This is a genomic window from Coriobacteriia bacterium (assembly GCA_041658765.1).
Lineage (GTDB): Bacteria > Actinomycetota > Coriobacteriia > Anaerosomatales > JBAZZO01 > JBAZZO01.
In genome coordinates this window covers 116344-128346 of sequence record JBAZZO010000003.1, presented here as the reverse complement: position 1 = coordinate 128346, position 12003 = coordinate 116344, and the positions used below count along the sequence as shown (strand labels likewise).

Below are 12003 nucleotides of genomic sequence, written 5' to 3'. Positions count from 1 at the left end.
GGACGTGGGTGAGCGGACACAGGCTCGCGCGGGTGCGAAGAGGCTCGGCCGGCGACGGATAGGCGCGTGGGTCGGCGCCGCGTTCGGCGTGGTCGTGCTCGCCGCCGTCATCCTCGTCGCGTCGTCCCTCTCGGCTCCCCGCAAGTCGGCACTCCCGACCGAGGACGTCTCCTTGCTCGCCGACGTGTCTCGTGCCGATGTCTCCGCCGCGAGGGCCGCGATCGACAGCGGCGACGTCGACCGTGCCCGCGAGGCGTTGCGTGCCGCGCTCGTCGCGGATCCCACGAACGATGAGGCTCGGCGACTTCTCGCCTCGCTCGTCGTGACGGTCGCGCCTGCGGTGGAGCCGGATCCCGGAGACGGGGCTCCAGCCTCCGGGGCGGCTGCGCCCGATCCTGACGCGGCGTTCGTGCGCGCCCTGTCCGACGTCGCCGTCCTGCTGCCGCGATCCGTGCCCGGACTCGTCGCCGGTCAGCGCACCGGCGGTGGAGCGGAGGCCCTGCAGCCGTTCGACCCCGCGCCGGGAGGCATATACGATGGAGTGGCATCTCGCGTGCTTGTCTCGATACATGACCGAGGCTCGACAGCGTCCGCGGCTCGTTTCATCTCCACCGTGAGCCGTCGCGTCTATGGGCGCGATGCCGCCGCCGTCACCGTTCGCGGGACGGAGGCGTACTTCGGAACCGACGGTCGCGCTCTCGCGACGCTCGCCTTCGCTCGTGGAAGGTATGCGTTCGAGGTCGTGATCGCCACTGCGGGCGGCAGGCCGGCCGCCCTGCGTTCGACCGCTGTCGCCATCGGCGGGGCTTTCCCGACCAGCATGCCATGAGAAGGAGACCGGCCATGCGGCACGCAAGTCAGAAGCTCGTGTTCTCGATGGCTCTCGCAGCGCTCCTTGTCGTCCCGATGCGGACCCTTGCGGCGCCGACGACGGGACCGATGACCGTTCGGCGCGAAGGGTTCGAGGCCTCACTCGCATCCGACGTGCGCATCTCGGCCTACCCCTCGGCGCCCGTCTGGTGGGGGCGCACGTCCGCGCTCGCCCGCACGGGAGGCTACTCCCTGTGGTGCGCCGGGTCGAATACCGCCGCTTGGCCGACGTACACTCGCAACTCCGCTGGAGACATGTTCATCGACCTTCCGCAACTCGCGGGCTACTACAACGCCAGCCTGTCGTTCGCGTATTCGATGCCGAGTGTCGGTGCGGCCGATGCATCCTCCTTCATCGTCGGCTGGCGAAGGACCGGCACCGATGGCAGCGGTCTCGACGTCCACTATCCGTTCCCGCTGACGGCGGCAGGGGCGTGGTCGACCCGCAGCTTCGATATGGCCGCGTCGTCGCAGGCCCGACTCTCGCGCTCGCCGGGGAGTGTCCTCTTCCGGTGGCATGACTTCGCCGAGGGCCCGCTCCAGAGGCCGATCACCGCCCGTGGTCCCGCGGTGGACGACGTGGCGGTGACCGGCTATCGCTACGGCCCCGTGCGGTCTCTCGCGGCTTCGGAGGCATCGCCGGGGGTCGTGGTGTCCTGGGCGCGGCCCCTGCGGGCCGTCGGAGCGACCGCGACCGAGGAACGCGCCATCACCTACCGGTTGTGGCGCCGCCCGGCGCTCTCCTACGCGTGGAGCGAGCTCACCGCGACCGGACGTGTCGCCGCCGTGGGCGATGATGCGGTCTACGTCGACGTTGCAGCAAACCCGCGCAGCGCGTACATGTACATCGTCCAGGCTTGGGACTCGGGATCCGGGACCGGATACGGCGTTCCGAGGCAGGTCGCGTACGGCACGCAGCCGGTCGCCGTGCGGGTGTCCTTCGGGACTCCCGCTTTCGCTTCGACGCCTCGCGCGTGGCGCGCGGTGTCGGTCGCCGGGGCGGTCTCGCCGGCTCGGGTGACCGGTGTCGCGGTGCAATGCTGGCAGCGGGTCGGTACTACTTGGGTGCTGCGCCGGTCGGTACCGGCACGGGTGGCGAGTGGCCGCTACAGCGCCGCGGTGACCCTGGGGCGCGGGTATTGGCGAGTGCGCGCGTACCATGCGGCAGAGCCGGCCTTCTTGGCGGGTTCGTCTGCGTTCCGCTACGTGACGGTGCGCTAGAAGAGGCCGCGCGTCGCGGGTCAGCGCACGATGATGACGCGTGCCCCGACCCGGACGCGGTCGAAGAGGTCCTCGATGTCCCAGCGGTGCATCCGCATGCAGCCGTGTGAGGCCGCCTGACCGATCGACCAGTCCTTCGTCGTGCCGTGGATGCGGATCCCCGCGGCGCTCAGGTCGAGCGCGCGCGTTCCGAGCGGGTTCCCGGGGCCCGGGGGGATGTAGTCGGGCATGCCGGTCGCCCACGAGCTGTGCGGGTTGCTCCACGAAGGGTTCTTCCGCTTGTTCACGATGCGGAACCATCCGTTCGGTGTCGGCCAGCCCGGCGTCCCGATCGCGCAGGGGTAGGACTTCACCATGCGGTCGACGTCGTAGAGGTAGACCCGCCGCTCGCTTTTGCGCACGAGGAGGGTCTGCCCGAACGACGAGGCCTCCACGGAGGCCGTGATGAGGTCGGCGCGCAGCTCGACCGTCTTGACTCCATGCTCGAGCGCGTCCGAGAGCACGGTGACGCTGTCGTCGACGCGGACCCGGTGTCCGAGTCGGTCCCGCTTGACCACGAGTCGGTCTCCGTTCATGGTCAGCGTCGCGTCGACGGCCCTCGTGTCTATGGCGGATGCGGTCTCCGTGACCCAGCGCCGGAGGGCGGTCTCGTCCGCCGATACCCGGATGGCGACGTCTGTGGTCACCGGTCGCCCGGTCACGCGCAGGTAGAGGCGCCGTGCGATCGAGGCGCCGGTCTGGGGCGCGAGGGCCTCGCCGATCATCCCATCCACGTCGACCCGGACGTAGTCCGCCGCCGGAAGAACGAACGTGCGGCCGCGGTACGTCGCGGCGAGGGGCTCGAGGTAGGGTCGGGCGACGGTGTCCTCGATCACGTCGCGAACGGCGATACGCTGCAGTCCGCCGACGTCATGGCCCTCGACCGTGACGCCGAGAGGGGCGACATCGCGCCGGGTGTAGTCGTCCACGACCGCCCAGGCCGATCCCATGGAGAGGGACATGACCAGGACCGCGCCGATGACGGCGAGGATACGGAGCGAAGAGTGCGCGCGATCCATACTCTAAAGGCCTTCCGCGCGGGCGATGCGGCGTCCGCCGGTCGGCGGGTGCATACTATCTTACTATGGAGCCGAGCGACACCACAGCCCTGGACGTCTGATGGAGCCCAAGAGCACAGACACCTACCGCGGGAACCTTGACAAGCTCCTCGCGAAGGTGCTCGAGGAGCGGGGTCTCGATCTGCATCAGTTCCGGCGGCCATATGTCGAACGCCGGGTCGCCGCGAGACTGCGCTCGCTCGGTCTACATACGTATCGCCAGTACGTCGCGTTCATCGACGCGCATCCCGGCGAGTACGAGCAGCTTCTCGACACCCTTACCATCAACGTGACGGACTTCTTCCGCGACCCGGGACTCTACGACGTGTTGCGCAACCGCGTATTCCCGCAGGTCATCGCCGCGAAGTCCGCGCAGCGTCATCGCGTGATCCGGCTGTGGTCGGCCGGCTGCGCGACCGGCGAGGAACCGTATTCGGTGATGATGGCCTTCCTCGACCTGCTCGGTCCGCGTATCGACGACTTCACCGTCTCGATGACGGCTACCGACATCGATCCGGTCGCCCTGGCCGTCGCCGAATCGGCCACATATGAGATGAGTGACATCGGACGTATTCCGAGACGGGACCGCATGCGATACATTGATGTCGCCGACGGGACGTTCACTTTCCTGCCGGTCGTGACGCGGCACGTCAAGTTCCGGCGTCTGAACCTGTTCGACGACGAACCGGTGCGCATGGTGGACATGCTCTTCTGCAGGAACGTGTTCATCTACTTCGGGCGTTCGCAACAGGAACAGATACTCGAGCGGTTCTGGTCGGCGTTGTCTCGGGGAGGCTATCTCATCCTCGGACGCAGCGAGAAGCTGGCCCCGTCGCTCGCGGGACGCTTGGAGCTCGTCGATTCACGGGAGCGCATCTATAGGAAGCCGACCGGCAAGCCGTTGTGAGGCGTCGCTACCGGGATCGCGGGTGCGGCGCACGTCCCCGAGGAGGGCCTGATATGCCGAACGAGCACCGCCACAGCGCCATGCGCGGCGGCCTGTCGTTCCGGTTCACCGTCGTCACCTGGCTGTCCATAGCCCCCGCTGTGGCCGTCGGACTTGGCGCGACCGCATTCTACGCCATCTTCAGCCGCGGCATCGACTCGTCCCACGTCGTGCCGGTGGTCATCGTCGGCGGCATCGCGATGGCTGTGTGCGCAGTCCCCGGTACCCTCATCTGGCGCAATCAGTTCAAGCAGCACATACTGCGACCGCTGCGCGACCTCGGATACGTCATGCTAGAGGCCGGCAAGGGCGACCTCACGGTGAGAACGGACATCGTCCGCGACGACGAGATCGGCGTGCTCGCGCAGGAGTGCAACAGTCTCGTCGCGTCGCTCCAGCGTATAGCGTCGGGTGTGCGACGTTCCGCCGAGGCCGTCTCGGCCGCCGCTTCGCAGCTGTCCGCCTCCTCTGAGGAGATCAACTCGTCGACGATGGAGATCTCGTCATCGGTGCAGCAGATCGCGCACGGTGCGGAACTGCAGTCGCGCAAGGTGGAGGAGACCTCCTCGGCGATGGAGTCGATCACCGCCACCGTGACGGATGTCTCGCGCACGGCGGAGGAGACGGCGCGTACCAGCGAGGAGGCAGCCCGCCTCTCGATGCAGGGTGAGGAGGCGACGGGACAGGCCGTCGCGAAGATCGCCGAGATACGCGACGCGATCGAGACCCTCGCGACCTCGGTCGAGCTACTCGGCTTCCGGAGCCACGAGATCGGCAAGATCGTGGACGTCATAACGAACATCGCGGATCAGACGAACCTCCTCTCGCTGAACGCGGCGATCGAGGCCGCTCGCGCGGGTGAGTCCGGGCGCGGTTTCTCGGTCGTCGCCGAGGAGGTCCGCAAGCTCGCGGAGGGCTCAGGGAAGGCAGCCGAGCAGATCGGCGAACTCATAAAGGAAGTCCAGGAGGAGACGGACAAGGCGCTCAAGTACATGCAGATCGGGACAGCGGAGGTCCAGCGCGGCACGGAGGTCGTCGGCCGCACCGGCGACGCGCTGCGTCAGATCACGGACGCCGTCTCTCGCACCTCCGCTCTCGCCGATCAGATCGCGGGTATGATGTCCGAGCAGGCCGGCAAGACGTCTTCGGTCGACAGGGCGATGCACGACATCGCGGCCGTCGTCGAGCAGAACGCCGCGTCCGCCGAGGAGACTGCGGCCGCCGCGGAACAGCAGACCGCCTGCATGCAGGAGATATCGTCTTCCGCGCAAGAACTCGCCGACATGTCCCGGCGCCTAGAGGACTCCGTGCACATGTTCGAAGTGGGCTAGGAGGCGCGCATGGAACCCGCCGAGCGCGCCGGCGAGCGCCAGTTCGTGATCTTCAGGCTCTCGGCCGAACACTACGGGCTGCCCATCGAGAAGGTGCGCAGCATCATCCGGTATGAGGAGTCGACGCCGGTGCCGCGCGCGCCAGCGTTCGTCGAGGGGGTCATCAACCTGAGGGGAAAGGTCATCCCCGTCGTCGACCTCGGATCGCGTCTCCTCGGGACGACCGGCGAGCGGGACTCCGCATCGAGGATCATCGTCGCGGAGGGAGAAGCGGGGACGGTGGGACTCTCGGTCGACGCGACGCTGGAGGTGGCGACCATCCCGGCTGCCGACATACGCCCGGCGCCCGAGACGGCCCTCGTCGCCGAGACAGCGGATGCGTTCGAAGGGGTCGCCGACACGAACGGACGGCTCATCATCATCCTGAATCTCGACAAGGCCCTGCCGCGCAGCGACTACGTCGGCATCGCGGCACAGGAAGGCGGCCTGAATGTCTAGCTCGATCCTCGTCGTCGATGACGCCGCGTTCATGCGGATGATGATCCGGGACATCCTCTCGAAGGAGGGGTTCGTCATCCACGAGGCGGTCAACGGTCGGGATGCTGTAGAGAAGTACGTCGAGCTGCGCCCCGACCTCGTGACTCTCGACATCACGATGCCGGAGATGGGCGGCATCGAGGCACTGCGCGAGATCCGCGCGAAGGACGCGGGCGCGCGGGTCCTCATGGTGAGCGCGATGGGCCAGCAGAAGATGATCGTCGACGCGCTCGAGTATGGTGCGATGGACTTCCTCGTCAAGCCGTTCCAGCCGACCAAGGTGCTCGAGACCGTCAAGAAGTGCCTGCAGGCCGTACCCTAGGGCGGCCTCGATGCCCTCGACGATCAAAGTCCTCGTCGTAGACGATTCCGCCCTCATCAGGCAGATGCTCGTCGGTGCGCTTCGTCTGGATCCCCGGATGGAGATCGTCGGCGTCGCGCGGACCGGCGTCGAAGCCATCGAGAAGGCTCGCGATCTAGCCCCCGACGTGATCACGCTCGACATCGAGATGCCGGACCTGACCGGACTCGAGGCTCTGCCGCACCTGCTGAAGGCGACTCAGGCGAGGATCGTCATGCTCAGCTCCATCGACGACCCCGACACGACCTACCAGGCGCTCTCCGCGGGCGCCGTCGACTTCATCCCCAAACCGCGTGCCGGCGTCGCGACGTCGCTGACAGAGCTCTCGGAGGATCTGATAAAGAAGATCAAGATCGCATACCGGATCGACCCGGCCAAGCGACTCGCCGTGGGGGGCGAGGTGGCGCCGCGTGTCCGCAGCGCCGGGGCGAGACGCGCCGCCAGGACGCTTCGGCGGATCGTGGCGGTCGCGGCGTCGACCGGAGGGCCGCCCGCACTCGAGCGCATGTTCTCCGGTCTCGACTCCGGACTCCCGGCGACCTATCTCATCGTGCAGCATCTGCCACCGGGGTTCACCGCATCCCTCGCTCGGCGTCTCTCGAAGGTGACAGATATCGAGGTGACGGAAGCGGCGGACGGGATGTCCTTCGAACCCGCCCACGCGTTCCTCGCCCCGCACGGCATGCACATGCGGGTCGCCGAGTTCGGGGGCGAACCGAGGATCTCCCTGGAGGACGGTCCTTCCCAGCACGGGGTGAAGCCCGCCGCCGACCCGCTCTTCTTCAGTATCGCCGAGCGGTTCGGCCGACGCGGTGTGGGCGTGGTGCTGTCGGGGATGGGCGCAGATGGCGCCGCAGGACTCGAGAGCATCATGCGGGCGGGAGGAGTCACCATCGCCCAGGATGAGGAGACGAGTGTGGTCTGGGGGATGCCCGGAGCCGCCGTTCGAAGCGGTGCGGCCCGTCGTGTCGTGCCCGTCGGACTCGTCGCTGCGGAAGTCCGACGCGCGATCCGAGGGGGTGGTGGCGCATGACCGGGGATGAGATGGGTGCGTATCGGGAGGTCTTCCTCAGCGAGAGCGCCGAATACGTTCAGGCCGTCGTGGACGGGCTCCTCTCGCTCGAGGCCGATCCGCATGATCGCGAGCCTATCGAGGTCGTGTTCCGGGGCGCCCACAGCTTGAAGGGCATGGCTGCGGCGATGGGGTACGAGCGCACGGCCGACCTCACGCATCGCATGGAGGGGCTCATGGATGCCGTACGCCGTGGCGAGCATACGATCGACGCGTCGCTCGTCGACCTCATGCTCCGCGCGGCCGACGCCGTGAAGCTCCTCATAGAGGCCGAATCAGGCGGAGGCGCTCCTGCGGATGTGACCGAGCTGCTCACCGACATCGACCGCGCGGCAGCCGAGAAGAAGGCTGCCGTCACCACTGCCGAGGAGGACGGGAATCCGGAAACGGAGGAGCCCGTCATCGCCGTCGGAGTGGGCGAGACCGTCTACCGCATCTCCGTCACCCTCGAGGAGACGTGCGTGCTCAAGGCCGTCCGCGCGTACATGGCGCTCAAGCGCCTCAGCCACATGGGGACCGTGCTGGAGACCGTCCCGTCGGCGCGCGAGATCGAGGACGAGGCCTTCGGTCGCAGCTTCCAGGCGGTCGTGAGCACCAGAGGCACACCCGAAGATATCTCCCGCTCGCTCGCCTCCATCTCCGAGGTCGAGGACATCGCTGTCACCGAGGCGCAGGCCGCCCCGGCGATCCAGACCGGCTCGCGTGAGGACCGGCGCCCGATACCCAAGCTCTCCGAGACGCAGACGGTGCGGATATCCATCGGCCACCTCGACACCATGGTCAACCTCGTCGGCGAGCTCGTGATTCTGCGGTCCAGGATGGAGTCCGTGGCGCGCGCTTTCGAGTCACGCGAGCTCGACGAGGCGCTCGAGGACCTGTACAGCGTCTCGTCCGAGTTGCAGCACGAGGTCATGCAGACGCGCATGGTCCCCGTGAGCAATATCTTCAACCGGTTCCCTCGCATGGTCCGCGACCTCGCTCGCGACCTCGGCAAGGAGATCCGCTTCGAGATGGAAGGGCTCGAGATCGAACTCGATCGGACCGTGCTCGACGAGATCGGCGACCCTGTCGTCCATCTCCTGCGCAACAGTGTCGACCATGGCGTCGAGACGGCGGAGGAGCGCAAGGCCGCGGGGAAGCCCTCGAAGGGGACGGTGCGTCTCGAGGCGAGTCGCGAGCGGGACCAGGTCGTGATCGTCGTCTCCGACGACGGGCGCGGCATCGACCTCGACCGCATCTGGGCGAAGGCGTGCCAGATCGGCCTTGTCGATCCCACGCATCGGGAGAACTACTCGGAGAAGGACGTACTCCTCCTGACGTGCATCCCCGGATTCTCCATGGCCGAGAAGGCCACCCGGGTCTCGGGACGCGGCGTGGGGATGGATGTGGTGAAGGGGAAGATCGAGTATCTGGGCGGCTCCCTCGCCATCCGCACGGGCTTGGGCCAAGGAACCGAGTTCGTGCTGACCTTGCCCCTCACCCTCGCGATAATCCAGTCGCTGCTCGTCGCCATCTCCGATCGGGTCTTCGCCATCCCTCTCGGATCGGTAGGAGAGGTGCTCAGTCTCGACGAGGTCGAGGTCAAGACGGTCGACGGGAGTCCGGTCGTCGTGTTGCGCGATAGGCAGGTGGTGCCGCTGCACCGCCTCGATTCCGTGCTGGGTATCGAAGAGGGTGCCGCTACTCCGCTCACGGGGAACCACATCGTCCTCCTCGAGGTCTCCGGAGAGGTCCGTGCACTCGCCGTCGGCCATCTTCTCGGCCGTCGCGAGGTGGTCATCAAGCCGCTGTCGGCGATGTTCAAGCAGATCAAGGGCCTCGGTGGCGCGACCGTGTTGGGAGACGGAAGGGTCGCCATGATCCTCGACCCCCGGGGTCTGTTCGCGATGGAGGAGGGCGCATGAGGCCGGAACATCTTTCGGAGATGCAGATGGACGCCCTGCGCGAAGTCGGCGGGATCGGCGCGGGTCATGCCGCGACCGCGCTCTCGCAACTCGTGGACCGTCCCATCTCGCTCGACGTGCCGACTATCGGTCTGCTCCCCATCGGGGAGGTCCCGCACATCTTCGGCGGGCCCGAGCAGCTCGTAGCGGGCGTGTACTGCAGGCTGCTCGGGGACATAGGGGGGTCGATACTCTTCGTCGCCTCGCGGACCGCTTCGCTCGCCTTGCTCGATCTGCTGCGCGGTCGTCCGCTCGGCACTTACAAGTCGTTCAGGCCCGAGGAGGAGTCGCTGTTCGGACACGCGGCCGCGATCGTGGTCTCCGCGTACCTCTCGGCGGTCGCGCGATTGGCCGACTTGAGCCTCCTGCCGTCGTCTCCCGCCTTCGCGCTCGACATGGCTGGTGCGATCCTCGAGGTGGCGATGCTGGATCTCGGGACGAAGGCGAGCGACGCGCTCGTCGTGCGCACTCGTTTCCACGACGCTGAGGTCTCCGTGGACGCGGTGCTGCTCTTCCTGCCGGACCCCGACAGCCTCGACGTCCTGCTGGGCAGACTGGGGGTCGTGTGATCGTGAACGACCCGTCTCCGCAGACCGCGGAGGTGACCATGTCGCACGCGCGGACGCTCGCTGGCGAGCACGTCATCGAGGTCGGTGCCGGACGTCTTGCCGTCGCCGACGCGCCGGCGGTGCTTCTGACCGAGGCCCTAGGCTCCTGCGTCGGTGTCGCTCTGTGGGACTCGAAGGCGGAGGTAGGCGGGCTCGCGCATGTCATGCTGCCGAGTCCTCTGGACACAGTCGTGATGGGTGAGCCCGCGCGTTTCGCATCGTTCGCGGTGCCCGCGCTCGTCGAAGGGATCGAGGAGCGCGGGGGTAAGCGGCGGCGGCTGCAGGCGAAGCTCGCGGGTGGCGCGGCGATGTTCCGCGGGGGGGATTCCGTGCTGGCCTCCATCGGGCAGCGGAATCTCGAGGAGGTCCTGGAACGTCTCTCCGACCTCAGAGTGCCGGTCGTCGCGCAGGATACGGGCGGGAGTCACGCGCGTACCGTAGAATTGCACCTGCGGACCGGCGTCCTCGTCGTCCGCAGTTACCTCCATGGCATCAGGGAGCTGTGAGTCGAGGTGGAGCGGGACGCGCGTGACGAACGGGGAGCGGGTCGCGGAGACGGACAGCGCCAGTCTCCGCTGCGCGTGGCCATCGCCGGCGGGGGGCTTCGCGCGGCGTCGATGCTGCGCCTCCTGAACGAGGTCGAGAGCCTCGTCGTCGTCGGTCTCGCCGCGGCTCGCTCCGCTCCGGCGCTACGCCTCGCCGATGAGGTCGGCGTCTTCACGACGACGGACGTGAGCGAGCTGTACCAGTTGCCGGGCCTCGACGTCATCATCGATATGGCCGAGGATCCCGTGCTGCGGGAGCATCTCCTCTCGCAGAAGCCGGAAACCGTCGAGGTCATCGGCGCTCGCGGCTCCGAACTCGTGTGGGACCTCCTGATCGCGAAGAAGCGCGGCGAGGAGCAGGAGAAGCTCTTCGTCGAGCTCCAGGTCGCATACGACAAGATCCGCAGCCATGAGCGCCGTCTCCAGACCGGCAAGGAGGCCCTGGAGACGGCGAATCGGGAGCTCGAGGGCAGGCTGGCCGAGATCTTCTTCAACCACGAGTTCTTCAAGGCGCTCACGAGCTACTCGTCCGTCGACGACGTGACGAGTCTCATCGTCGACGGGGCCAACGGCATCCTCGGAGCGGAGATTGCCTGCGTCTACCTGTTCGATCAGTCCGAGTGGACGCTGCGCCTGCGCGCGAGCCAAGGACGGCCGGAGGATCTGTTCCGGCCGGGCGTGCCGGTCTCGGAGACGATCCTAGGTCGGGCCTTCCGGGATGGGTTCGTGCAGGAGGAGGACGTTGCCGATGGGGCGGAGTCCGCGGAATGGTTCTGCGCCTCCGGGGAGATCCGATCGCATGCGGCGCTACCGCTGCGTTCGGGAGACGCGATCGTGGGCGTACTTGCGGTTGCCGGCAATATGCCGCGCGAGCTGGACGCGACCGAGGTCGACAGGTTCGTGGTCATCGGCAACCAGTCGGCGCTTGCGTTGCAGAACGCGCTGCTGCACGAGGAACTCGAGCGACTCTCCGTCACCGACGGGCTCACGGAGATGTACAACCACGGGTACCTCATGCAGCGTCTAGAGGAGGAGATCGGGCGCGCGGAGCGGTTCCGTCACCGTCTGGGTGTGATCATGCTCGACATCGACGGATTCAAGGAGTTCAACGATACATATGGCCATCCGCGGGGCGACCGGGTCCTGCAGGCTGTGAGTGCCATCATCCGGGAGAACCTGCGCGACATCGATGTGGCCGCTCGCTACGGTGGTGAGGAGTTCGTCGTCGTCTTGCCTGAGACCGACGCCGAAGGGGCCCGTGCGGTGGGCGAGCGGATCAGGGCGGGCGTGGCGGCTTGCGCGTTCGTCGGAGGTGAGGGGCTGCCGCCGGTGCACAAGACGGTCTCGGTGGGCGTCGCCGTCTATCCCGACGACGCGGTGACTCAAGCGCGTCTGATCGAGACCGTCGACCGCGCGATGTACGAGGCGAAGCGGGCGGGCAAGAACCGCGTCGTTCTCGCGTCGAGGTGAGC

The 12003-nt window shown here is 67.5% G+C and carries 12 protein-coding genes; 11 read left to right on the top strand and 1 reads right to left on the bottom strand.

What is annotated here, in order from left to right; genetic code table 11:
- Positions 1-4 precede the first annotated feature (4 nt).
- The gene (locus WC971_03210) at positions 5-829 is read left to right on the top strand and encodes a tetratricopeptide repeat protein (protein MFA5843820.1); all 825 of its coding nucleotides are present in this window, start codon (positions 5-7) and stop codon (positions 827-829) included.
- 14 nt (positions 830-843) lie between these two features.
- Positions 844-2091, top strand: coding sequence for a hypothetical protein (locus tag WC971_03205; protein ID MFA5843819.1), 1248 nt, complete (start codon positions 844-846; stop codon positions 2089-2091).
- Between the two features lie 20 nt (positions 2092-2111).
- Here WC971_03205 and WC971_03200 read toward each other — a convergent pair whose 3' ends face one another.
- A complete protein-coding gene (locus WC971_03200) occupies positions 2112-3149 on the bottom strand; it encodes a L,D-transpeptidase/peptidoglycan binding protein (protein MFA5843818.1) in 1038 nt (345 codons plus the stop codon).
- 100 nt (positions 3150-3249) lie between these two features.
- Between WC971_03200 and WC971_03195 the strand changes: the two genes are divergently transcribed.
- Genes WC971_03195 through WC971_03155 form a run of 9 tightly spaced genes read left to right on the top strand, consistent with a single transcriptional unit; the run spans position 3250 to position 12001 of the window.
- Positions 3250-4095, top strand: coding sequence for a protein-glutamate O-methyltransferase CheR (locus WC971_03195; GenBank protein MFA5843817.1), 846 nt, complete (start codon positions 3250-3252; stop codon positions 4093-4095).
- Positions 4096-4148: 53 nt separating this feature from the next.
- Positions 4149-5465 (top strand): HAMP domain-containing methyl-accepting chemotaxis protein, encoded by a 1317-nt coding sequence (locus WC971_03190; GenBank protein ID MFA5843816.1) that lies wholly within the window; start codon positions 4149-4151, stop codon positions 5463-5465.
- A gap of 9 nt (positions 5466-5474) precedes the next feature.
- Positions 5475-5963 carry a chemotaxis protein CheW gene (locus WC971_03185; protein MFA5843815.1) on the top strand — a complete coding sequence of 163 codons (489 nt, stop codon included), beginning with the start codon at positions 5475-5477 and terminating at the stop codon, positions 5961-5963.
- Complete coding sequence (locus WC971_03180) at positions 5956-6324, top strand: response regulator (protein MFA5843814.1); 369 nt, start codon at positions 5956-5958, stop codon at positions 6322-6324. The genes WC971_03185 and WC971_03180 overlap by 8 nt, the downstream gene beginning before the upstream one ends.
- Positions 6325-6334: 10 nt before the next feature.
- Positions 6335-7396, top strand: a complete 1062-nt coding sequence (cheB, locus tag WC971_03175; protein MFA5843813.1) for a chemotaxis-specific protein-glutamate methyltransferase CheB — start codon at positions 6335-6337, stop codon at positions 7394-7396.
- Positions 7393-9339 carry a chemotaxis protein CheA gene (locus WC971_03170; protein ID MFA5843812.1) on the top strand — a complete coding sequence of 649 codons (1947 nt, stop codon included), beginning with the start codon at positions 7393-7395 and terminating at the stop codon, positions 9337-9339. Before cheB ends, WC971_03170 begins: the two co-directional genes overlap by 4 nt.
- Positions 9336-9947 carry a chemotaxis protein CheC gene (locus WC971_03165; protein ID MFA5843811.1) on the top strand — a complete coding sequence of 204 codons (612 nt, stop codon included), beginning with the start codon at positions 9336-9338 and terminating at the stop codon, positions 9945-9947. Before WC971_03170 ends, WC971_03165 begins: the two co-directional genes overlap by 4 nt.
- 38 nt (positions 9948-9985) lie before the next feature.
- Positions 9986-10492 (top strand): chemotaxis protein CheD, encoded by a 507-nt coding sequence (locus tag WC971_03160; protein ID MFA5843810.1) that lies wholly within the window; start codon positions 9986-9988, stop codon positions 10490-10492.
- A 6-nt stretch (positions 10493-10498) separates the two neighbouring features.
- On the top strand, positions 10499-12001 hold the full coding sequence (locus tag WC971_03155; protein MFA5843809.1) for a sensor domain-containing diguanylate cyclase: 1503 nt from the start codon (positions 10499-10501) through the stop codon (positions 11999-12001).
- Positions 12002-12003: the final 2 nt, after the last annotated feature.

Coding starts and splice junctions, on each gene's coding strand:
- cheB (MFA5843813.1), top strand. CDS start 6,335: ATGCCCTCGACGATCAAAGTCCTCGTCGTAGACGATTCCGCCCTCATC.
- WC971_03180 (MFA5843814.1), top strand. CDS start 5,956: ATGTCTAGCTCGATCCTCGTCGTCGATGACGCCGCGTTCATGCGGATG.
- WC971_03165 (MFA5843811.1), top strand. CDS start 9,336: ATGAGGCCGGAACATCTTTCGGAGATGCAGATGGACGCCCTGCGCGAA.
- WC971_03190 (MFA5843816.1), top strand. CDS start 4,149: ATGCCGAACGAGCACCGCCACAGCGCCATGCGCGGCGGCCTGTCGTTC.
- WC971_03200 (MFA5843818.1), bottom strand. CDS start 3,149: ATGGATCGCGCGCACTCTTCGCTCCGTATCCTCGCCGTCATCGGCGCG.
- WC971_03170 (MFA5843812.1), top strand. CDS start 7,393: ATGACCGGGGATGAGATGGGTGCGTATCGGGAGGTCTTCCTCAGCGAG.
- WC971_03160 (MFA5843810.1), top strand. CDS start 9,986: ATGTCGCACGCGCGGACGCTCGCTGGCGAGCACGTCATCGAGGTCGGT.
- WC971_03185 (MFA5843815.1), top strand. CDS start 5,475: ATGGAACCCGCCGAGCGCGCCGGCGAGCGCCAGTTCGTGATCTTCAGG.
- WC971_03205 (MFA5843819.1), top strand. CDS start 844: ATGCGGCACGCAAGTCAGAAGCTCGTGTTCTCGATGGCTCTCGCAGCG.
- WC971_03195 (MFA5843817.1), top strand. CDS start 3,250: ATGGAGCCCAAGAGCACAGACACCTACCGCGGGAACCTTGACAAGCTC.